This window comes from Rathayibacter sp. VKM Ac-2926, assembly GCF_022815565.1.
Classification (GTDB): Bacteria; Actinomycetota; Actinomycetes; order Actinomycetales; family Microbacteriaceae; genus Rathayibacter; species Rathayibacter festucae.
This window is the reverse complement of record NZ_JALGRS010000010.1, coordinates 33,802-55,967: the sequence shown is the minus strand read 5'-3', so window position 1 is coordinate 55,967 and position 22,166 is coordinate 33,802. Positions and strand designations below refer to the sequence as shown.

Here is a 22,166-nt window from a genome sequence, read left to right as displayed (position 1 = left end):
TCCGTGCCAACCACACGCCTCAGCACCGAACCCACCGCCGTCCTCGTCCTCGAGGACGGGCGACGATTCTCGGGTCAGGCCTACGGCGCACGCGGCCGAACGCTCGGTGAGATCGTCTTCGCGACCGGCATGACCGGCTACCAGGAGACGCTGACCGACCCGTCCTACGCCGGCCAGATCGTCGTGCAGACCGCCCCGCACATCGGCAACACCGGGATGAACGACGAGGACGAGGAGTCGCGCCGCATCTGGGTCGCCGGCTACGTCGTCCGCGACCCCTCCCGCGTGGTCTCGAACTTCCGCTCGCAGCGCTCGCTCGACGACGACCTGGAGAAGGACGGCATCGTCGGCATCTCCGGGGTCGACACCCGCGCGATCACCCGGCACATCCGCTCGCTCGGCTCGATGCGCTCCGGCGTCTTCTCCGGCGACGACCTCGCCCTCCCCGAGGAGGAGCAGCTCGCGCTGGTGCTCGGCGGCGCGCAGATGGCGGGCCTGAACCTGTCCTCCTCCGTCTCCACGGAGGAGCGCTACACCGTGCCCGCGCAGGGCGAGCGCGTCGGCTCGGTCGCCGTGATCGACCTGGGTGTGAAGACCTCGACGGTCAACTACCTCTCCGAGCGCGGCTTCGACGTGCACGTGCTGCCCGAGTCGACGACCGCCGAGCAGGTGCTCGCGCTCGACCCCTCCGCGCTGTTCTTCTCGAACGGGCCCGGCGACCCGGAGGCCTCCGACCGCCACGTCGACCTGCTGCGCACCACGCTCCGCGCCGACCTGCCGTTCTTCGGCATCTGCTTCGGCAACCAGCTGCTCGGCCGCGCGCTCGGCTTCGGCACCTACAAGCTGCCGTTCGGCCACCGCGGGATCAACCAGCCGGTCCTCGACAAGCTGACCGGCCGGGTGGAGATCACCTCGCAGAACCACGGCTTCGCGGTCGACGCGCCGATCGACGGCGAGCTCGACTCGCCCGAGGGCTTCGGCCGGGTCGAGGTCAGCCACTACAGCCTCAACGACTCGGTCGTCGAGGGGCTGCGCTGCCTCGACATCCCCGCGTTCTCGGTCCAGTACCACCCGGAGGCGGCGGCCGGCCCGCACGACTCGAACCACCTCTTCGACCGCTTCCGCGCCATGGTCGTGCAGCGCACGGCCGAGCAGGGCGGCGCCGAGCCCGCCACCGCAGACTCCACCACCTCGACCACCACCACCGCCTCGACCACCGGAGAGCAGAAGTAATGCCCCGCAGGGAAGACATCAGAAGCGTCCTCGTCATCGGCTCCGGCCCGATCGTCATCGGCCAGGCGGTCGAGTTCGACTACTCGGGCACCCAGGCCTGCCGCGTGCTGCGCGAGGAGGGCGTCCGCGTCATCCTCGTCAACTCCAACCCGGCGACGATCATGACCGACCCGGACTTCGCCGACGCGACCTACGTCGAGCCGATCACCCCGAAGGCGATCGAGGCGATCATCGCCAAGGAGCGCCCCGACGCGATCCTGCCGACCCTCGGCGGCCAGACCGCGCTGAACGCCGCGATCCAGCTGCACGACCTCGGGATCCTGGAGAAGTACGACGTCGAGCTGATCGGCGCGAGCTTCGAGGCGATCAACCGCGGCGAGGACCGCCAGATCTTCAAGCAGCTCGTGCTCGACGCGGGCGCCGACGTCGCGAAGTCGTACATCGCGCACACCGTCGAGGAGGCGATCGGCTTCGCCGAGGACCTCGGCTACCCGCTGGTCATCCGCCCCTCCTTCACCATGGGCGGTCTCGGCTCCGGCTTCGCGCACTCGGTCGACGAGCTCGTGCGGATGGTCGGCGACGGCCTGCACCAGAGCCCGACCACCGAGGTGCTCCTCGAGGAGTCGATCCTCGGCTGGAAGGAGTACGAGCTCGAGCTGATGCGCGACACGGCCGACAACACGGTCGTCGTCTGCTCGATCGAGAACGTCGATCCCGTCGGCGTGCACACCGGCGACTCGATCACGGTCGCCCCGGCGCTGACGCTGACCGACCGCGAGTACCAGAAGCTGCGCGACATCGGCATCCGGATCATCCGCGACGTGGGCGTGGACACCGGCGGCTGCAACATCCAGTTCGCGATCGACCCCGCCGACGGCCGGATCATCGTGATCGAGATGAACCCGCGCGTCTCGCGCTCCTCGGCGCTGGCCTCGAAGGCGACCGGCTTCCCGATCGCCAAGATCGCCGCGAAGCTCGCCATCGGCTACCGCCTCGACGAGATCCCGAACGACATCACCAAGGTGACCCCGGCGAGCTTCGAGCCGACCCTCGACTACGTCGTGGTCAAGGTGCCGCGCTTCGCCTTCGAGAAGTTCCCCGCCGCCGACAAGACGCTGACCACGACCATGAAGTCGGTCGGCGAGGCGATGGCGATCGGCCGCAACTACGCGCAGGCGCTGCAGAAGGCGCTCCGCTCGCTGGAGAAGCGCGGCTCCTCCTTCCACTGGGGCGACCAGTCGCGCTCGGTCGACGAGCTGCTCGAGATCGCGAAGACCCCGACCGACGGCCGCATCGTCACCGTGCAGCAGGCGCTGCGCCTCGGCGCGAGCGTCGAGCAGGCCTTCGAGGCGACCAAGATCGACCCGTGGTTCCTCGACCAGATCGTGCTGATCAACGAGATCGCCGAGCTGGTGCGCGAGCACGACGGCCTCGACGCCGGCGTCCTGCGCCTGGCGAAGGACCACGGCTTCTCCGACGTGCAGATCGCGCAGCTGCGCGGCCTCGACGAGGCCGAGGTGCGCCGCACCCGCTACGACCTCGACGTCCGCCCGGTCTACAAGACGGTCGACACCTGCGCCGGCGAGTTCCCGGCGCTGACGCCGTACCACTACTCCTCCTACGACGAGGAGACGGAGGTCGTCGCAGCCGACCGCCGCAAGGTCGTCATCCTCGGCTCCGGCCCGAACCGCATCGGCCAGGGCGTCGAGTTCGACTACTCCTGCGTGCACGCGTCGTTCGCGCTCTCGGCCGCCGGGTTCGAGACGATCATGATCAACTGCAACCCGGAGACGGTCTCGACCGACTACGACACCTCCGACCGCCTCTACTTCGAGCCGCTGACGCTCGAGGACGTGCTCGAGGTCATCCACGCGGAGTCGCAGTCGGGCGAGCTGGTCGGCGTCGTCGTGCAGCTGGGCGGCCAGACCGCCCTCGGTCTCGCCGCCGGCCTCGAGGCCGAGGGCGTGCCGATCCTCGGCACCACCCCCGCCAACATCGACCTCGCGGAGGAGCGCGGCGCGTTCTCCCGGATCCTCGACGAGGCCGGCCTGCTCGCCCCGCGCAACGGCACGGCGACCGACCTCGGGGGCGCCCTCGAGGTCGCGGTCGAGATCGGCTACCCCGTTCTCGTCCGCCCGTCGTTCGTCCTCGGCGGCCGAGGCATGGAGATCGTCTACGGCTCCCCGCAGCTCGAGGACTACTTCGACCGGATGGCCGACGAGGGGATCATCGACGCGACGCACCCGCTGCTGGTCGACCGCTTCCTCGACGACGCGATCGAGATCGACGTCGACGCACTCTACGACGGCGAGCAGCTCTACATCGGCGGCGTGATGGAGCACATCGAGGAGGCCGGCATCCACTCCGGCGACTCGGCCTGCACCCTCCCGCCGGTCACCCTCGGCCGCCAGCAGATCGACAAGGTCCGCGAGGCGACCCTGGCCATCGCCGAGGGCGTCGGCGTCCGCGGCCTGCTCAACGTGCAGTTCGCGATCGGCCAGGGCGTGCTCTACGTCCTCGAGGCGAACCCGCGCGCCTCGCGCACCGTGCCGTTCGTCTCGAAGGCGCTCGGCATCCCGCTCGCGAAGGCCGCCTCGCGGCTGATGGTCGGCGAGACGATCGCCGAGCTGAAGGCCGAGGGTCTGCTGCCCGAGCGCGACGGCTCCGACGTGCCGATGGACTCGCCGATCGCGGTGAAGGAGGCGGTGCTGCCGTTCAAGCGCTTCCGCACCAAGGACGGTCAGATCGTCGACTCGCTGCTCGGCCCCGAGATGCGCTCGACCGGCGAGGTGATGGGCATCGACCGCGACTTCCCCCGGGCGTTCGCGAAGAGCCAGGAGGCGGCCTACGGCGGCATGCCCGCGAGCGGCACCGTGTTCATCTCGGTCGCCGATCGCGACAAGCGCTCGATCGTGCTGCCTGCGCTGCGCCTGCGCCAGCTCGGCTTCGAGATCCTCGCCACCGAGGGCACCGCCGAGGTGCTGAACCGCAACGGCATCCAGGCCCGTGTGGTGCGCAAGTACAGCGAGGAGGCCGTCGACGACGCGCCCTCGATCGTGGAGCTGGTCAACCGCGACCAGGTCGACGTCGTGATCAACACGCCGAGCGGCGGGGCCTCCCGCGCCGACGGCTACGAGATCCGCGCCGCCGCGGTCGCCGCGGACAAGCCGCTGTTCACCACCATCGCCCAGCTCGCCGCGGCCGTCGCCTCGCTCGACGCCGCCGCCGAGCCGTTCGAGGTGACGAGCCTGCAGGACTACGCGATCCGCCGGGCGGAGCGCACCGCGTGACGGACGCCGTCGCGCAGCCGGGCGCCGAGTCCTTCGGCGCCCGGCTCGAGGCCGCGTTCGACGCGTTCGGGCAGCTCTGCGTCGGGATCGATCCGCACGCGTTCCTGCTCGACGCCTGGGGCCTGGACGACAGCGCGTCAGGCCTGGAGTCCTTCGGCCGGCGGGTCGTCGAGGCCTCGGCCGGCCGGGTCGGCCTGGTCAAGCCGCAGGTCGCGTTCTTCGAGCGGCACGGCTCCGCGGGCTACGCGGCGCTCGAGCGCGTCCTCGCCGACGCGCGCGCCGCGGGCCTGCTGGTCATCGCGGACGCGAAGCGCGGCGACATCGGCACGAGCGTCACGGCCTACGCCGAGGCCTGGCTCCGGCCGGGCTCGCCGCTCGAGGCCGACGCGATGACGGCCGCCGCCTACCAGGGCGTCGGCTCGCTCGAGGGCATGCTCGCGCTGGCCGAGGAGGCGGGCAAGGGCGTCTTCGTCCTCGCCGCGACCTCCAACGCCGAGGCGCGGCCGGTGCAGCGCGCGCTGCTGCAGGACGGGCCCGCTGCCGGCTCGACCGTGGCGCACGCGGTGCTGGCCGACGTGGCATCCTGGAACGCGGGACACGCGCGCTCGTCGATCGGCTCGGTCGGCGTCGTGCTCGGGGCCACGGTCGCGCTCGGCGACTACGGCATCGGCACGGGCACTCCGCTCCGCCCCGCACTGCCGGTGCTGGCGCCCGGCTTCGGCCACCAGGGCGCCGACACCGCGGACGCGTCGCGGCTGTTCGGAGCGCTGGCCGCCTCGACGATCGTGAGCGAATCGCGCAGTGTCCTCGGCGCCGGCCCGGACGGGATCGCCGCCGAGATCGACCGCCGAGCCGCACACCTCCAGGAGACCCTTGTCCGCTGAAGCCGTCAGCCCGATCGACCCCGCCGCCGAGGCGCCGTCCGGCGCGCGCCCTCCTGCACCGCCCGCGGTCGACCGCCGCGCCGCCTCGGAGGCCGCGATCGCCGCCCGCCGCGCCCGCGCCCAGGTGAAGAAGGGCGTCGCCGCGGGCGACCGGCCCGCCACCGCCGTGCTCGCCGCCGCGCAGGAGGACCCGACCGGCGTCGAGGGGCGGATGCGCGTCAGCGAGCTGCTGCGCGCCGTCCCCGCCCTCGGCGTGGTGAAGACGCCCCGGGTGATGGAGCAGCTCGGCATCGCGCCGTCCAAGCGCCTGGGCGGCCTCGGCCGCCGCCAGGTCGAGGGCCTCGGCGCGTTCCTGGAGGAGCGCGAGTCGCGTCAGCGCCGTGGTGAGCGCAACCGGCTCGTCGTGCTGGCCGGTCCGACCGCGGTCGGCAAGGGCACCGTCTCCGGCTACATCCGCGAGAACTACCCCGACGTCCTGCTGTCCGTCTCGGCGACCACCCGCGCACCGCGCCCCGGCGAGATCGAGGGCGTCAGCTACTACTTCGTCGACGACGCCGAGTTCGACCGCATGGTCGAGGCGGGGGAGTTCCTCGAGTACGCGACGGTGCACAACGCGTACCGCTACGGCACGCCCCGCGGCCCGATCGACGCGGCCCTCGCCGCCGGTCGCCAGGTCATGCTCGAGATCGACATCCAGGGCGCGCGGCAGGTCCGCGAGCGGATGGGCGACGCCCGGCTGGTCTTCCTGCTGCCTCCGAGCTGGGAGGAGCTGGTGCGCCGCCTGGTCGGCCGCGGCACCGAGAGCCCCGAGGAGCAGGAGCGCCGGCTCACCACCGCGAAGGTCGAGCTGGCCGCGCAGGACGAGTTCGATTTCTGCGTCGTGAACAGCACCGTGCCCGAAGCGGCCCGCGAGGTCGTAGAATTGATGTCGCCTCGTGCCGACAGCACGCCCGCCGATCCGGGCCGCTGAGACCGAGACCACCGACCACCTCCGGGCCTTGCCCCGATCGCCCTCCCCGGTGATCGCGCGCCGTGCCGCTCCGGAGCCGCAGATCGGCGCTTCGCGCCACGCTAGGAGACACCATGGCCAACAACCTCGGCATCATCGACCCGCCCATCGACGAGCTGCTCTCGAAGGTCGATTCGAAGTACGCGCTCGTCATCTTCGCCTCCAAGCGCGCGCGCCAGATCAACGACTACTACGCCGACCTGCACGAGGGCAGCCTGTTCGACAACGTCGGCCCGCTGGTCGACTCGACCATCGACGACAAGCCGCTCTCGGTCGCGCTGCACGAGATCAACGAGGACAAGCTCGTCGCCCGTCCGGTCGCCGAGCCCCTCGACGAGTAGTCCCGACCGGGGGCGCTCCGCGACATGCGGTCATCGAGACGGGCCGCACGGCTGAACGTCGTCGTCGGGATCACCGGCGGCATCGCCGCCTACAAGGCGGTCGGAGTCGTCCGCGCGCTGGTCCTCGAGGGTCACGACGTCCACGTCGTGGCCACCGAGGCGGCGCTGCGCTTCGTCGGCAAGCCGACGCTCGAGGCCATCTCGCGGAACGCGGTGCACACCGAGCTCTACGAGGGCGTCGCCGAGGTGCGGCACGTGGCGATCGGCCAGGCGGCCGACCTCATCGTGATCGCCCCGGCGACGGCGCACACCCTGGCCAAGCTGGCCACCGGCCTCGCCGACGACCTGCTCGGCAACACGGTGCTCGCCAGCACCGCTCCGGTCGTGGTCGCTCCGGCGATGCACACCGAGATGTGGGCGAACGCGGCCACGGTCGCGAACGTCGCGACGCTCCGCTCCCGCGGCGTCCACCTCGTCGGCCCGGCCGTCGGCCAGCTCACCGGCGCCGACTCGGGCCCGGGCCGGATGGAGGAGCCCGCGACGATCGTCGCCGAGGCCCTCGCCGTCCACGCCCGCGCCACCGCCGCCCGGCGCGACCTCGAGGGCCTGCGCGTCCTCGTCACCGCCGGCGGCACCCGCGAGCCGCTCGACCCGGTCCGCTTCGTCGGCAACCGCTCCAGCGGCCGGCAGGGCGTCGCGCTCGCGGTCGCCGCGGCCGCGCGCGGAGCGAGGGTCACCCTCCTCGCCGCGAACCTCGACATCGAGGCGCCGCAGGGCGTGGCGGTGGTCTCCGTCGGCACCGCCCTCGAGCTGCGCGAGGCCGCGTTCGCGGCCGCCCGCGACGCCGACATCGTGATCATGTCCGCGGCCGTCGCCGACTACCGGCCGGCCGACGTCTCCGAGGCCAAGATCAAGAAGGAGCAGCAGGGCGACCGCCTCGTCCTCGAGCTCGTGAAGAACCCGGACGTCCTCGCCGAGATCTCCGCCGCGAAGACCGACGGGCAGCTGATCGTCGGCTTCGCCGCCGAGACCGAGCCCGACCGGGACGCCATGCTCGCCCTCGGCCGCGCCAAGATCGCCCGCAAGGGCTGCGACCTGCTCGTCCTCAACAGGGTCGGCTGGGCCGAGGGCTTCCAGAGCGACAGCAACACCGTGGTGGTCCTCGATCCGGCCGGAGATATAGTGATCGAGGCTTCCGGCAGCAAGGCGTCGGTCGCCGATCGCGTCCTCGACGTGGTCGCGCGCTAGGGCGTCACCCTGGCCCGGTCCGCCCCCGGTGAGAGGGCGAGCCCGGTGCGGGACTGCACCGGATCGAGACAGCTCCGGCTGCCGCGCCCTACGGAATGAGACGCTCGACATGACCTCCGGCCCCCTCCGCCTGTTCACTTCCGAGTCCGTGACCGAGGGTCACCCGGACAAGATCTGCGATCAGATCTCGGACCGCATCCTCGATGCGCTCCTCCGCGAGGACCCGCGCAGCCGGGTCGCCGTCGAGACGCTCGTCACCACGGGGCTCGTGCACGTCGCCGGCGAGGTCTCGACCTCCGGCTACGTCGAGATCCCCGCGATCGTCCGCGACACCATCGTCGAGATCGGCTACGACTCCTCGCTCAAGGGCTTCGACGGCCGCTCGTGCGGCGTCTCCGTCTCGATCGGGCAGCAGTCGCCCGAGATCGCCGCGGGCGTCGACACCGCCCTCGAGGTGCGCGGCGACGCCGCCGACGACGACGCGTTCGACCGCCAGGGCGCGGGGGACCAGGGCCTGATGTTCGGCTTCGCCACCGACGAGACCCCCGAGTACATGCCGCTGCCGAGCTGGCTCTCGCACCGCCTGGCGGAGCGCCTCGCCGAAGTCCGCAAGACCGGCGAGCTGGACTACCTCCGGCCCGACGGCAAGACGCAGGTCACCATCGGCTACGACGGCACGACGCCGGCGACGATCGACACGGTCGTGCTCTCCACCCAGCACGCCGAGCACGTCAGCACCGCCACGATCCACGCGGACATCGAGGAGCACGTGATCCGCCCCGTGCTCGAGCGCGTCGACCTCGACTCCTCCGGCGTGCGCCTGCTGATCAACCCCTCCGGCCGCTTCGAGATCGGCGGCCCGCAGGGCGACGCCGGGCTCACCGGCCGCAAGATCATCGTCGACACCTACGGCGGAGCCGCGCGCCACGGCGGCGGCGCCTTCTCGGGAAAGGACCCGTCGAAGGTCGACCGCTCGGCCGCCTACGCCATGCGCTGGGTCGCGAAGAACGCGGTCGCCGCAGGGCTCGCCCGCCGGATGGAGGTGCAGGTCGCCTACGCGATCGGCAAGGCCGCCCCGGTCGGCCTCTACGTCGAGACCTTCGGCACGGGCACGCTGCCCGACGAGCAGATCACCGAGGCGATCCGCTCGGTCTTCGACCTGCGTCCCGCCGCGATCATCCACGCGCTCGACCTGCTCCGCCCGATCTACTCGCAGACCTCGGTCTACGGGCACTTCGGCCGCGAGCTGCCCGACTTCACCTGGGAGCGCCTCGACCGCGTCGACGACCTCCGCTCCGCCGCGGGTCTCTCGTAGGCGCCGACGCGGCGGGGGAGGCGGTGACCGGTCCCGAGGTGCGCGTCGCGCGCGTGCTCCTCGACTCGCCGCTCCCGCAGCTCGACCGGCTGCTCGACTACGCCGTCCCCGAGGCGCTCCGCGACGGCGTGCGGCCGGGTGTCCGGGTCCGCGTCCCGCTGCGCACCGGCGGGCGGATCGCCGACGCGTTCGTCGTCGAGGTCGGCGAGGGCTCCGAGCACGCGGGCGCACTGAGCGAGCTCGAGGAGCTCGTCTCCCCGCTCGTCGTGCTGACCCCGGAGGTCTGGGCGCTCGCCCGGCGCGTCGCCGACCGTGCCGCCGGGGGAGCGAGCGACGTCCTGCGCCTCGCGGTGCCGCGGCGCCACGTGCGTGTCGAGCGGTCGCACCTCGCGGCCCTCGCCGAGGTGGACGCGGCCGCCGACCCGTCCGAGCCGCACGCGGACTCCGTCCCGGCCGAGCCGGTCGCGGACGGCACCGTGCCCGGCGCGGTGACCGGCTACCCCGCGGAGACGTTCGACGGCCTCCGCGACGGCGGTCGCCTCGCGGTGAACGCGGTGCCCGCGCCGGTGCAGCTCGCCTCCGGAGCGTGGGTGGGCGGCTGGGCGGTGACGCTCGCCGAGCTCGCCCGCGCCGCGCTGGCGGCCGGGCGCGACGCGATCCTCGCGGTGCCGGACTACCGCGACCAGGAGCAGCTCGAGCAGGCCCTCGCCGAGCACGTGCCCGAGGACGCGGTCGTCCGCCTCGACGCCCGGCAGAAGGGCGCCGGCCGCTACGCCGCGTTCCTGCGCTGCCTCACCCCGGGTCCGCGGGTCATCGTCGGCAACCGCTCGGTGCTCTACGCGCCCTCGTCGGCGCTCGGCCTGATCGCGCTCTGGGACGACGGCGATCCGCTCTTCGCCGAGCCGCTCGCGCCGTACGCGCACGCCCGCGACGTCGCGCTGGTGCGGCAGGAGCAGAGCGGCGCCGGGCTGGTCCTGCTCGGCAACACCCGCACGGTCGAGGTGGAGCGGCTGGTCGGCCTCGGCTTCGCCGCCTCGGTGCAGCCGCGGCCCTCGCGGCGCCCACACGTCGTGCCGACCGCGCAGCAGACGGCCGCCGACGAGCACGACCAGGCCGCGCGCATCCCGTCGACCGCCTGGCGGCAGGCGCGGATCGCCCTCGACTCGGGTCCCGTGCTCGTCCAGGTGGCCCGCCCCGGCTACGCGCCGGTGGTCGCCTGCGCGCGCTGCCGCACCGTGGCGCGCTGCAACCGCTGCCAGGGTCCGCTCGCCGTGCACGCGGCGGGGGCCCGGCCGAGCTGCGGCTGGTGCGGGCTGATCGCCGCCGACTGGCACTGCTCGGTCTGCGAGGCGACGGCGCTGCGCCTGGTGAGCCTCGGCGCCGGCCGCACCGCGGAGGAGCTCGGCCGGGCCTTCCCCGGCGTCAAGGTCGTCGTCGCCGACGGCGCCCACCCGATCCTCAGGGTGCCCGGGACGCCCGCGCTCGTCGTCGCCACCCGCGGCGGTGAGCCCCGGGCCGACGGCGGCTACCACGCCGTCCTGCTGCTCGACGGCGAGCGGATGCTCGCGCGGGAGAGCCTGCGCGTCGCCGACGACGCCCTGCGCACCTGGTCGAACGCGGCCGCTCTGGCCCGCCCCGGCGCGCCGGTGCTGCTGGTCGGCGTCGCCGGGCGGCTCGCGACGGCCCTCGCGACCTGGCGCCAGGACGAGTACCTCCGCGCCGAGCTGATCGAGCGGCGCGAGCTGCGCTTCCCGCCGGCCGTCCGCCTCGCGACCGTCAGCGGCGACGCGCACGCGGTGACGGAGGCGCTCGACGCGCTCGACGAGGCGGACCGGCACGAGGTGCTCGGCCCGGTCGGGCTCGAGGACGGCTCTGTCCGGGCGATCGTGCGCTTCGACTACGCTCGCGGGGCGGAGGTCGCCGCCCGCCTCCGGTCCGCCGTGATCCGCAACGCGACCCGCCGCCGCCGGCCGCCCACCACGCCGGGCCGCTTCCGGCCGGCGCCGAAGCTGCGCGTCCGGCTGGACGACCCCGACATCCTCTAGACCCGTCCCCCGGACCCGTTCTCCGCTCGACCCCCACGCTCAGGAGCTCCTCGTGCGCCTCGTCTTCGCCGGCACGCCGGCCGCCGCCGTCCCCACCCTGCGCGCCCTGGCCGCCTCCGAGCACGACATCGTCGCGGTGGTCACCCGGGCCGACGCGCCCGTCGGCCGGAAGCGCGTGCTCACGCCCTCGCCGGTCGCCGCGGTCGCCGAGGAGCTCGGCCTGCCGGTGCTCAAGGCGAACCGCCTCGACGAGGAGGTGACCGACCGGATCGCGGCCCTCGAGCCGGACCTCGGCGTGATCGTGGCCTACGGCGGCCTGGTCCGCGCGCGGCTGCTGGCGGTGCCGCGCCTCGGCTGGATCAACCTGCACTTCTCGCTGCTGCCGCGCTGGCGCGGGGCGGCGCCCGTCCAGCGCGCGCTGATGGCGGGGGAGGAGCGGATCGGCGCGGCCGTCTTCCAGCTGGTGGCCGAGCTCGACGCGGGCGACGTCTTCGCCGAGATCGAGGAGGAGGTCGCCGGGCGCTCGGCCGGCGAGCTGCTCGAGGTGCTCGCCGAGCGCGGGGCCGCCCTGACCGGCGAGGTCGTCGACGGGCTCGCCGCAGGCACCGCGGTCGCCGTGCCGCAGTCCGGCGAGGTCACGCTCGCCCCCAAGCTCGACGTGACCGACGGCCGGATCGACTGGTCTCTGCCGACCGCGCGGATCCTCGCACTCGTCCGCGGGGTCACTCCCGAGCCCGGCGCGTCGACGGCGGTCGGCGACGCGCGGCTGAAGGTGCTCGCCGTCGACGAGGCGCTCACGGACGCTCCCCTCGCGCCCGGCGCCGTGCTCCTCGATGCCGGGCGCGCCCTGGTCGGCACGGGCGACGGCGCGGTCGAGCTCGTCTCGGTGCAGCCCGCCGGCAAGACCGCGATGCCCGGCGCCGCCTGGGCCCGGGGCCTGCGCGAGAGCACGGTGCTCGCGTGAGCGGCCGCACCCGCGTCGCGCCGGCCCGGCAGGTCGCCTACGACGTCCTGCTCGCGGTCAGCGGCGGCGACGCCTACGCCAACCTCGTGCTGCCCGCCCGGATCCGCGCCGCCGAGCTGTCGCCGGCCGACGCGGGCCTGGCGACCGAGCTCTGCTACGGCACGCTCCGCCTCTCCGGCTACTACGACCGGGTGATCGCCCTCGCCGCCGGCCGCGCCGTCGAGACCCTCGACGCCCCCGTCCTCGACGCGCTCCGGCTCGGCGTGCACCAGCTGCTCGGCACCCGCGTCGCGGCGCACGCGGCGGTCAACGAGAGCGTCGCGCTGGTCGCGGGCGGCTCCTCCCGCGGCGCCGTCGCTTTCGCGAACGCGGTGCTGCGCTCGGTGACCCGCTCGAGCGCCGAGGAGTGGCAGCAGCGCGTCGCGGACGCGGCGACCTCGGGTGACGACCGGATCGCCGCGGCGACCTCGCACCCGGTCTGGATCGTCAAGGCCCTGCGCCGCGCCCTCGCCGCGGAGGGCGCCGCCGACGAGCTCGAGGCCCTGCTCGCCGCCGACAACGCCGCGCCGCGGGTGAACCTCGTCGCCCTGCCCGGTCTCGCGGAGGCCGCCGAGCTGCCCGACGCGGAGCCCGACCGCTACTCGCCGGTCGGCCTCGTCAGCACCGGAGGCGACCCCGAGGCGATCGCGCCCGTGCACGAGGGCCGGGTGCGCGTCCAGGACGAGGGCTCCCAGCTGGCCGCGCTCGCGCTGTCCCGCGCCGAGCCCGTCCGCGCGGGCGAGCGCTGGCTCGACCTCTGCGCCGGCCCCGGCGGGAAGGCGGCGCTGCTGGCCGCCGAGGCGCGCGCGGGCGGCGCGACGCTACTGGCCAACGAGGTCGTCCCCGCGCGGGCCGGGCTGGTCCGCCAGGCCCTCGCCGCGGTCGACCCGACCGTCGAGGTCCGCACCGGGGACGGCCGGGCGATCGGCGAGGAGCGGCCGGGCGCCTTCGACCGCGTCCTCCTCGACGCCCCGTGCACCGGACTCGGCGCCCTCCGCCGCCGTCCGGAGGCGCGCTGGCGGAAGACCGCAGCCGAAGTCGCCCCGCTCGCCGCCCTGCAGGGCGAGCTGCTCGACTCCGCCCTCGCCGCGCTCGCGCCCGGCGGACTGCTCGCCTACGTCACCTGCTCGCCGCACCTCGGCGAGACGAAGCGCGTGCTCGCCCTCGCCGCGGAGCGCCACCCCGGCGGCTTCGAGCTCGTCGACACCCCGGCGGTCCTCCGCGGCATCACCCGCGAGCCGCTGCCGCTGGCCGAGGGCGCGCTGCACGCGCAGCTCTGGCCGCACCGGCACGGGACGGACGCGATGTTCATCCAGCTCCTGCGCCGCAGCCCGGCCTGACGGCCCGGCCGCCGCGCCTAGGCTGGGGAGCATGCCCGCACGGATCAACCCCAGCATCCTGTCCGCCGACTTCGTCAACTTCGAGGCCGAGCTGCAGCGGATCGCCGGGGCCGATCTCGTGCACGTCGACGTGATGGACAACCACTTCGTGCCGAACCTCACCTTCGGCCTGCCGATGGTGCAGCGCCTGCAGGAGGTCTCGCCGCGCCCGCTCGACGTGCACCTGATGATCGACGACCCCGACCGCTGGGCGCCGGGCTACGCCGAGACGGGCGCCTACTCCGTCACCTTCCACGCCGAGGCCGCGCGCGACGCCGTCGCGCTGGCCCGCCGCCTCCGTGAGATCGGCGCGCGCGCCGGCATCGCGCTCAAGCCCGGCACCCCGGTCGACGACTACCTCGACCTGCTGCCCGAGTTCGACCAGGTGCTGGTGATGACGGTCGAGCCCGGCTTCGGCGGCCAGTCGTTCATGGCGGAGACGATGCCGAAGCTGCACGCGCTGCGCGAGGTCGTCGACCGCACCGGCCTCGACGTCTGGCTCCAGGTCGACGGCGGCATCGCCCCCGGCACGATCGAGATCGCCGCCGAGGCGGGCGCCGACACCTTCGTCGCCGGCTCCGCCGTCTTCGGCGCCGACGACCCCGAGGCCGCCATCGCCGCGCTCCGCGACACCGCGTCGTCCTTCCTGCACCGGCACTGACCCGTCGGCCCGTTCTGCAGGTGCCAGTCCCTTCTGCAGGTTCCGATCCGTTCTGCAGGTGATTCGAGCGCGGATCCCGGTCCGGCGTGCTCCAGAGCGCTGATCCGGGCAGATCACCTGCAGAACCCACCTGCACCTGCAGACGGCACCGCGTCCCGCGCGCTGCGCGCCGCTGGTCCGATCGGTAGGTGATTCGCCTGGAAGCACGCATCCTTGCGCGAGCTGCCGCCGGACGCAGGTCGGATCGCCTGCAGATCGGACCGTCGCCTGCAGATCGCACAGTCATACGCCGCCCTCGCCGTCCCGCCGCCGCGTATAGACTTCCCCAGTGAAAACTTTCGACGACCTCTTCGCTGAGCTGGGCGAGAAGGCCGCCGCGCGTCCCGAGGGTTCGGGCACGGTCCGCGAGCTCGACGCCGGTGTGCACTTCATCGGCAAGAAGATCGTCGAGGAGGCCGCCGAGGTGTGGATGGCCGCCGAGTACGAGGGCGACGAGCGCACGGCCGAGGAGATCTCGCAGCTGCTCTACCACCTGCAGGTGCTGATGCTCGCGAAGGGCCTGACGACGGCCGACGTCTACCGACATCTGTGAGCGTCCCCCCGAACGCCGGAGTGCGCCGCCGCCACGTCGCCGCGCGCCCCCACGCTCTCCGAGGCGCCGTCGCGCCTCCGCTCACCGAATCACCCTCGACCTCCAGAGGACGTCCCGTCGTGACCACGACCACCCCCACCACTCCTGACACCACCGGCACGACCGCCCCGCCCGCGCTCCTGCGCGTCGCCGTCCCGAACAAGGGCTCGCTCTCCGAGACCGCCGGCCAGATGCTGGCCGAGGCCGGCTACACCGGCCGCCGCGACCCCAAGGAGCTGCACGTCGTCGACGAGCGCAACGGCGTCGAGTTCTTCTACCTCCGCCCGCGCGACATCGCCACCTACGTCGGCTCCGGCGCGCTCGACGTCGGCGTCACCGGCCGCGACCTGCTGATCGACTCCGGCTCCGAGGCGCGCGAGATCGCCAGCCTCGGCTTCGCCGACTCGACCTTCCGCTTCGCCGGTCCGGCCGGCCGCTACACCGAGCTGCAGCAGATCGACGGCCTCCGCGTCGCGACCAGCTACCCCGGTCTCGTCGGCCGCTTCCTGCGCGAGCACGGCGTCGAGGTCACCCTCATCCGGCTGGACGGCGCGGTCGAGTCGGCCATCCAGCTCGGCGTCGCGGACGTGATCGCCGATGTCGTCGAGACCGGCACCACGCTGCGGAAGGCGGGCCTGGAGATCTTCGGCCCCGTCATCCTGAAGTCCACGGCCGTCCTCGTCTCCGGCGCGGGCGAGCCCGAGGGCATCCCGGTCCTGCTGCGCCGCCTGCAGGGCGTCCTCGTGGCTCGCGAGTACGTGCTGCTCGACTACGACTGCCCCGTCGCGCTGCTCGAGACCGCCACCGCGCTCGCGCCCGGCTTCGAGTCGCCGACCGTCTCGCCGCTGCACGACCCCGAGTGGGTCGCCGTGCGGGTCATGGTGCCGCGCGCCGACATGAACCAGGTGATGGACCGCCTCTACGACCTCGGCGCCCGCGCGATCCTGGTCACCTCGATCCACGCCGCACGCCTCTAGGAGGGGGAGCGATGAGTCTCGCCGTCCGCGTCATCCCGTGCCTCGACGTGGCCGCCGGCCGCGTCGTCAAGGGCGTCAACTTCCAGAACCTGCGCGACGCCGGCGACCCGGTCGAGCTCGCCCGGCTGTACTTCGAGCAGGGCGCCGACGAGCTGACCTTCCTCGACGTCACGGCCACCGTCGACGACCGCTCCACCACCTACGAGGTCGTCCGCGCGACCGCCGAGCAGGTCTTCATCCCGCTCACCGTCGGCGGGGGAGTGCGCTCCGTCGAGGACGTCTCGCGCCTGCTCGCGCACGGCGCCGACAAGGTGGGGGTCAACTCCGCTGCGATCGCCCGCCCCGAGCTGATCGGCGAGATCGCCGACGTCTTCGGCGCGCAGGTGCTGGTGCTCTCGCTCGATGTGAAGCGGAGCGACGCCACGCCCTCCGGCTTCGTCGTCACCACCCACGGCGGTCGCCGCGAGACGACGCTCGACGCCCTCGCCTGGGCGGCGGAGGCCGTCGAGCGCGGTGCCGGCGAGCTGCTGGTCAACTCCATCGACGCCGACGGCACCAAGCAGGGCTTCGACCTGCCGCTGATCACGGCGATGCGCGAGCTGAGCACCGTGCCGGTGATCGCCTCGGGCGGCGCCGGCGCCGTCGAGCACTTCGCCCCCGCCATCGAGGCGGGCGCCGACGCGGTGCTCGCCGCCTCCGTCTTCCACAATCGCGAGCTGACGATCGGCGACGTGAAGCGCGCCCTCGACGACTCCGGGATCGAGATCCGCCGATGAGCACCGAGTCGACGACCGACGGCACGACGACCCCCGACGACCTCACCGCGGTCCTCGACCGCGCCACCTTCGACGCGAGCGGCCTCCTGCCCGCCGTCATTCAGCAGCACGACACCGGCGAGGTGCTGATGCTCGGGTGGATGGACCGCGAGGCGCTGCGCCGCACGCTGACCGAGGGCCGGGTGACCTTCTGGTCGCGCTCCCGCCGGGAGTACTGGCGGAAGGGCGACACCTCCGGGCACGCCCAGTACGTCCGCGGGGCCGCGCTGGACTGCGACGCCGACACGCTTCTCGTGCAGGTCGAGCAGATCGGTGCCGCCTGCCACACCGGCGAGCACTCCTGCTTCGACGTCGATCCGCTCGCCCCGGTGACGGACCTCGGGCCGCAGGCGTGAGCGGCCGGCGCCTCAAGTACTCCGCGATCCTCGGGATCGTGCTGCTCGCCGCGCTCGAGCTCACCGCCTCCACCCAGCCCTGGGCAACGCTCGTGCTCACCCCGGGCGTCGGCGACGGCCGGGCGCTCTCCGTCGTCGGCACCGTCGCCGCGCCGGCCCTGTCGGCCCTGGCCCTCGCCGGGCTCGCTCTCGCGGCCGCGCTCGCCATCGCCGGGCCGGCCTTCCGGATCGTCCTCGGGCTGCTGCAGATCGTCCTCGGCGGCTCGGTCGTCCTGGCCGCCTCGACCGCGCTCGCCGATCCCGTGCGCGCCGGCTCGTCGCTGGTCACCGATGCGACCGCGATCGCGGGCCGGGAGTCGGTCGCCGCGCTCGTCGCCTCGTCCTCCGTCACCGCCTGGCCGGTCGTCGCGCTGGTGGCCGGCGTGCTGACCGCGGTCATCGGCGTGCTCGTGCTCGTCACGGTCCGGCGCTGGCCCGGCGCGAAGAAGAAGCGCGCCTCCCGGTTCGAGCCCGCCGACGGCTACGGCCACGGTGCGACGACCGTGCAGACCGACGACGGCGACATCGATCCCGTCGTCTCCTGGGACGAGCTGTCCCGCGGCGACGACCCGACGTCCGCCCGCTGAGCGGGCTTCAGCGGTGCCCGCCGGTCGGCGGGCCCTTCGGGCGCGAGCCGCTAGACTGCTCTGGTTCCCACGCACGTCCAGGAGGAGAGCCATGAGCACCGAGCACGACGACGACAACCACGGCCACTCGCCCGCAGCGTGGACGGCCGTCGTCATCATGCTGGTCGGCTTCACGGTCGGCACGATCGCCTTCTGGTTCGACCTGCCCCTCGTCGTCTGGCTGTCCGCCGGACTCGTCGTGGTCGGCCTCCTCGTCGGCGTGATCCTGGCCCGCCTGGGCTACGGCGTCGACGGCGCGAAGGCCAACCCGAAGGCGCGCGCGTAGAGTGCTCGGCGATCTGACCGCCGGCGCCCTGGCCGACGCGGCCCGGCGTCGCGAGACCGTCCCGCTCGCCGCCCTCGAGCGGCGTGCCGCCGAGCGCCCGCCCGCCCTCGACGCCCTCGCCGCGCTGGCTCCGGCCGAGCGCGTCAGGATCATCGCCGAGGTCAAGCGGTCCAGCCCGTCCCGCGGCGCCCTCGCCGAGATCCCCGACCCCGCGCTGCTCGCCGGGCAGTACGAGCTCGGGGGAGCGAGCGCGATCAGCGTCCTCACCGAGGAGCGCCGCTTCAAGGGCTCCCTCGCCGACCTCGAGGCCGTCCGCGCGAAGGTGTCGATCCCGGTCCTGCGCAAGGACTTCATCGCCGAGCCCTACCAGGTGCTCGAGGCGCGCGCCTCCGGAGCGGACCTCGTCCTGCTCATCGTCGCCGCGCTCGAGCAGCCCGTGCTGGCCGAGCTGCACGCCCTCGTCCTCGAGCTCGGGATGACCCCGCTGGTCGAGACCCACTCGGGCGACGAGCTCGAGCGGGCCGCCGACCTCGGCGCGCGCCTGATCGGGGTCAACGCCCGCGACCTCTCCACCTTCGAGCTCGACCGCGACCTCTTCGGCCGGCTCTCCGAGCGCTTCCCGGCCGACGCCGTCAAGGTCGCGGAGTCGGCGGTCCTCTCGGCCGACGACGTCGCGCACTACCGCCGCTCCGGCGCGGACGTCGTCCTCGTCGGCGAGGCCCTCGTCACCGGCGGCGACCCCGTCTCCACCCTCGCCGGCTTCCTGGCGCACTGACCACGATCCACCGATAGGCGGCACTGCCATGGCACTCCGAGACGAACTCGGTCCCTACTTCGGCGACTTCGGCGGACGCTACGTCCCCGAGTCGCTCGTGAAGGCGCTCGACGAGCTGAGCGCCGAGTACGAGCGCACCAAGGTCGACCCGGCGTTCCGCGCCGAGCTGACCGAGCTGCACCGCAGCTACACCGGCCGGCCCTCGATCATCACCGAGGTGCCGCGCTTCGCCGAGCACGCGGGCGGTGCGCGGATCATCCTCAAGCGCGAAGACCTCAACCACACCGGCTCGCACAAGATCAACAACGTGCTCGGCCAGGCGCTGCTGACCAAGCGCATCGGCAAGACCCGCGTGATCGCCGAGACCGGCGCCGGCCAGCACGGCGTGGCCACCGCCACCGCCGCCGCGCTCTTCGGCCTCGACTGCGTCGTCTACATGGGCGAGGTCGACACCGAGCGCCAGGCGCTCAACGTCGCCCGGATGCGCCTGCTCGGCGCCGAGGTCGTCTCGGTGACCACGGGCTCGCGCACCCTCAAGGACGCGATCAACGACGCGATGCGCGACTGGGTGACCAACGTCGAGACGACGAACTACGTCTTCGGCACCGTGGCCGGCCCGCACCCCTTCCCGGCGATGGTGCGCGACTTCCAGAAGATCATCGGCGAGGAGGCGCGCGAGCAGGTCCTCGCGCTCACCGGCGCCCTGCCCACCGCCGTCACCGCCTGCGTCGGCGGCGGCTCCAACGCGATGGGCATCTTCCACGCGTTCCTCGACGACCCCGAGGTCAGACTGGTCGGCTTCGAGGCCGGCGGCGACGGCATCGAGACCCCGCGCCACGCGGCGACCATCAGCAAGGGCCGCCCCGGCGTCCTGCACGGCGCCCGCAGCTTCCTGCTCCAGGACGAGGACGGCCAGACCATCGAGTCGCACTCGATCTCGGCCGGTCTCGACTACCCGGGCGTCGGCCCCGAGCACGCCTGGCTCTCGAGCATCGGCCGCGCCGACTACCGCGCGGTCACCGACTCCGCCGCGATGGACGCCCTGATGCTGCTCAGCCGCACCGAGGGCATCATCCCCGCGATCGAGTCGGCGCACGCCCTCGCCGGAACGCTCGAGCTCGGCCGCGAGCTCGGCCCCGACGCGACCATCCTGGTCAACCTCTCCGGCCGCGGCGACAAGGACATGACGACCGCCGCGCGCTACTTCGGACTCGTCGACCAGGGCGCGGTGCAGTCGTGAGCGGCGTCGGCCCGAGCGTCGCCGAGACCGTCCGCCGCCGCAACCAGGAGGCCGCGGGCGCCCTGATCGGCTACCTGCCCGCCGGCTTCCCGGACCTCGCGACGAGCATCGACGCCGCAGTGGCCCTCGCCGAGAACGGCGTGGACGCGATCGAGCTCGGCCTGCCCTACTCCGACCCGGTCATGGACGGCCCCGTCATCCAGGAGGCGACCCAGGCCGCCCTCGCCGGCGGCTTCCGCCTGCGCCACGGCTTCGACGCGGTCCGCGAGATCCGCGCCCGCGTGGACGTGCCGGTGCTGGTGATGACGTACTACAACCCCGTGCTGCAGTACGGCGTCGAGCGCTTCGCCACCGACCTCGCCGAGGCCGGCGGCTCCGGCCTGATCACGCCCGACCTCATCCCCGACGAGGGCGCGGAGTGGATGGCCGTCTCCGAGCGCCTCGGCCTCGACCGGGTCTTCCTCGCCGCCCCCTCCTCGAGCGACGAGCGCCTGCGAGCGACCGTCGAGGCGAGCCGCGGCTTCGTCTACGCGGTCTCGACGATGGGCATCACCGGAGCGCGCGCGGACGTCGACCGTGCCGCCCGCACGCTCGTCGAGCGCCTGCGCACCGCCGGCTCGGACAGCGCCTGCGTCGGCGTGGGCGTCTCGACCGGCGACCAGGTCGCCGAGATCCTCGCCTACGCCGACGGCGCGATCGTCGGCTCGGCCCTCGTGCGCGCGCTCGCCTCCGGGGGAGTCGCCGCGGTGGCGGAGACGGCTCGCGGTCTGGCAGAGGGCACGCGTCCGCGCGCCTGACGCCTCCCAGTACACTCGGGATGCCCGTCGGGGCGCGGCGCCGCCGCGACCGCGGGATCCCTCCTTCGAAAGGTCGACGTACCGGTGTCCGTACCGCTGAGCATCCCGAGTCCGCCCGAGGCGTGGAGTCAGTACGACTTCACGCTCTTCGATCGCGCGTTCTCGATCCACACCTATGCCGTCTGCATCCTGGTCGGCATCGTGGTCGCCACGATCATGACGAACGCCCGCCTCAAGCGCCGCGGCGCCGAGCCGTGGGTCGTCCTCGACATCATCATCTGGGCCGTGCCGCTCGGCATCATCGGCGCGCGGCTCTACCACGTGCTCACGCACCCCGGCGACTACTTCTACGCCGGCGCGGACCCGTGGGAGATCATCCGGATCTGGAACGGCGGCAACGCGATCTTCGGCGGCCTGATCGGCGGCGCCGTCGGAGCCTGGATCGGCTGCCGCTGGACCGGCGTCCGGTTCTGGACCTTCGCCGACGCGCTCGCGCCCGGCATGCTCGCCGCGCAGGCCATCGGCCGCCTCGGCAACTGGTTCAACCACGAGCTGTTCGGCCTCCCGACGACCCTGCCCTGGGGCCTCGAGATCGAGAGCAGCAACCCGGCCTTCCCGGTCGGCCTGCCCGCCGGCACGCTCTTCCACCCGACCTTCCTCTACGAGATCCTCTGGAACGTCGTCGGCATCGCGGTCATCCTGCTGCTCGAGCGCCGCCTCAAGCTGCAGTGGGGCACCGTCTTCGCCGCCTACCTGATCTGGTACGGCATCGGCCGCGTCTGGTTCGAGTCCATCCGGATCGACCCGAGCGAGTTCTTCTGGGGCATCCGCACCAACGTCTGGGCGGCGCTGGCCGCCGTCGTCGTCGGTCTGGTCCTCGTCGTGATCCAGCGGCGCGAGCACCCGGGTCGCGAGACCTCGGCCTATCGGCCCGGCCGCGAGTGGACGCCCGCCCCGGCTGCGGTAGAATTCGAGGACGTCGAGTCCGACTCCGACGCCACCACTCCTTCTTCCGGCACCGACGCCGAGAAGTCGACGGTCTCCCGCAGCTGACGCGGTCCGCGGCACCCCCGCGGCCCCGCATCCAGCTCACCTCTCCGTCCGTCCGCCCCACCGCGGCTCAGCCACAAGCGCTGCCGCGGGGGAGCGAGCGCACGACCCCGACGACGGCGCCAGACCTCCGCTCCGCGACCACCGAATGCACGGCCCTCCCGAT

The 22,166-nt window shown here is 73.5% G+C and carries 21 protein-coding genes; all 21 read left to right on the top strand.

The window, feature by feature from the left end; translation table 11 throughout:
* The first annotated feature begins 3 nt into the window (after positions 1-3).
* The 21 genes from carA to lgt all read left to right on the top strand — a co-directional run bounded on the left by carA (position 4) and on the right by lgt (position 22,003).
* Positions 4-1,233 carry a glutamine-hydrolyzing carbamoyl-phosphate synthase small subunit gene (gene carA / locus MT351_RS14295; protein ID WP_123735829.1) on the top strand — a complete coding sequence of 410 codons (1,230 nt, stop codon included), beginning with the start codon at positions 4-6 and terminating at the stop codon, positions 1,231-1,233.
* Positions 1,233-4,523, top strand: a complete 3,291-nt coding sequence (carB, locus tag MT351_RS14290; RefSeq protein ID WP_243582480.1) for a carbamoyl-phosphate synthase large subunit — start codon at positions 1,233-1,235, stop codon at positions 4,521-4,523. The genes carA and carB overlap by 1 nt, the downstream gene beginning before the upstream one ends.
* Entirely contained in the window at positions 4,520-5,407 is an 888-nt protein-coding gene (gene pyrF, locus MT351_RS14285; protein ID WP_243582478.1) for an orotidine-5'-phosphate decarboxylase, read from the top strand. The genes carB and pyrF overlap by 4 nt, the downstream gene beginning before the upstream one ends.
* Positions 5,408-5,420: 13 nt before the next feature.
* Positions 5,421-6,377, top strand: a complete 957-nt coding sequence (gmk, locus tag MT351_RS14280; RefSeq protein WP_243582548.1) for a guanylate kinase — start codon at positions 5,421-5,423, stop codon at positions 6,375-6,377.
* A 113-nt stretch (positions 6,378-6,490) separates the two neighbouring features.
* Positions 6,491-6,757, top strand: coding sequence for a DNA-directed RNA polymerase subunit omega (gene rpoZ, locus MT351_RS14275; RefSeq protein WP_123446225.1), 267 nt, complete (start codon positions 6,491-6,493; stop codon positions 6,755-6,757).
* 51 nt (positions 6,758-6,808) lie between these two features.
* On the top strand, positions 6,809-8,005 hold the full coding sequence (gene coaBC, locus MT351_RS14270) for a bifunctional phosphopantothenoylcysteine decarboxylase/phosphopantothenate--cysteine ligase CoaBC (RefSeq protein WP_243582547.1): 1,197 nt from the start codon (positions 6,809-6,811) through the stop codon (positions 8,003-8,005).
* A 109-nt stretch (positions 8,006-8,114) separates the two neighbouring features.
* A complete protein-coding gene (metK, locus tag MT351_RS14265) occupies positions 8,115-9,320 on the top strand; it encodes a methionine adenosyltransferase (RefSeq protein ID WP_123735826.1) in 1,206 nt (401 codons plus the stop codon).
* A gap of 23 nt (positions 9,321-9,343) precedes the next feature.
* The gene (locus MT351_RS14260; protein ID WP_243582476.1) at positions 9,344-11,365 is read left to right on the top strand and encodes a primosomal protein N'; all 2,022 of its coding nucleotides are present in this window, start codon (positions 9,344-9,346) and stop codon (positions 11,363-11,365) included.
* 52 nt (positions 11,366-11,417) lie between these two features.
* Complete coding sequence (gene fmt / locus MT351_RS14255) at positions 11,418-12,329, top strand: methionyl-tRNA formyltransferase (RefSeq protein ID WP_243582475.1); 912 nt, start codon at positions 11,418-11,420, stop codon at positions 12,327-12,329.
* Complete coding sequence (locus MT351_RS14250) at positions 12,326-13,708, top strand: RsmB/NOP family class I SAM-dependent RNA methyltransferase (RefSeq protein ID WP_243582473.1); 1,383 nt, start codon at positions 12,326-12,328, stop codon at positions 13,706-13,708. The genes fmt and MT351_RS14250 overlap by 4 nt, the downstream gene beginning before the upstream one ends.
* A gap of 31 nt (positions 13,709-13,739) precedes the next feature.
* The gene (gene rpe / locus MT351_RS14245; protein WP_243582472.1) at positions 13,740-14,408 is read left to right on the top strand and encodes a ribulose-phosphate 3-epimerase; all 669 of its coding nucleotides are present in this window, start codon (positions 13,740-13,742) and stop codon (positions 14,406-14,408) included.
* A 328-nt stretch (positions 14,409-14,736) separates the two neighbouring features.
* Positions 14,737-15,000: a phosphoribosyl-ATP diphosphatase gene (locus MT351_RS14240; protein WP_055791842.1), complete on the top strand. Its 264-nt coding sequence runs from the start codon at positions 14,737-14,739 to the stop codon at positions 14,998-15,000.
* A gap of 119 nt (positions 15,001-15,119) precedes the next feature.
* Positions 15,120-16,016, top strand: a complete 897-nt coding sequence (gene hisG / locus MT351_RS14235) for an ATP phosphoribosyltransferase (RefSeq protein WP_132436266.1) — start codon at positions 15,120-15,122, stop codon at positions 16,014-16,016.
* Between the two features lie 11 nt (positions 16,017-16,027).
* Complete coding sequence (gene hisF, locus MT351_RS14230) at positions 16,028-16,792, top strand: imidazole glycerol phosphate synthase subunit HisF (RefSeq protein WP_123735821.1); 765 nt, start codon at positions 16,028-16,030, stop codon at positions 16,790-16,792.
* A complete protein-coding gene (hisI, locus tag MT351_RS14225; protein ID WP_243582470.1) occupies positions 16,789-17,187 on the top strand; it encodes a phosphoribosyl-AMP cyclohydrolase in 399 nt (132 codons plus the stop codon). Before hisF ends, hisI begins: the two co-directional genes overlap by 4 nt.
* Complete coding sequence (locus tag MT351_RS14220; RefSeq protein ID WP_123733064.1) at positions 17,184-17,813, top strand: Trp biosynthesis-associated membrane protein; 630 nt, start codon at positions 17,184-17,186, stop codon at positions 17,811-17,813. The genes hisI and MT351_RS14220 overlap by 4 nt, the downstream gene beginning before the upstream one ends.
* Before the next feature lie 91 nt (positions 17,814-17,904).
* Positions 17,905-18,138, top strand: coding sequence for a DUF6704 family protein (locus MT351_RS14215; protein WP_123446235.1), 234 nt, complete (start codon positions 17,905-17,907; stop codon positions 18,136-18,138).
* 1 nt (position 18,139) lies between these two features.
* Positions 18,140-18,913: an indole-3-glycerol phosphate synthase TrpC gene (trpC, locus tag MT351_RS14210; RefSeq protein WP_123446236.1), complete on the top strand. Its 774-nt coding sequence runs from the start codon at positions 18,140-18,142 to the stop codon at positions 18,911-18,913.
* Between the two features lie 28 nt (positions 18,914-18,941).
* Positions 18,942-20,153: a tryptophan synthase subunit beta gene (gene trpB / locus MT351_RS14205; RefSeq protein ID WP_123735818.1), complete on the top strand. Its 1,212-nt coding sequence runs from the start codon at positions 18,942-18,944 to the stop codon at positions 20,151-20,153.
* A complete protein-coding gene (trpA, locus tag MT351_RS14200; protein ID WP_123446238.1) occupies positions 20,150-20,950 on the top strand; it encodes a tryptophan synthase subunit alpha in 801 nt (266 codons plus the stop codon). The genes trpB and trpA overlap by 4 nt, the downstream gene beginning before the upstream one ends.
* An 84-nt stretch (positions 20,951-21,034) precedes the next feature.
* A complete protein-coding gene (gene lgt, locus MT351_RS14195; protein WP_372487855.1) occupies positions 21,035-22,003 on the top strand; it encodes a prolipoprotein diacylglyceryl transferase in 969 nt (322 codons plus the stop codon).
* The last annotated feature ends 163 nt before the right edge of the window (positions 22,004-22,166 follow it).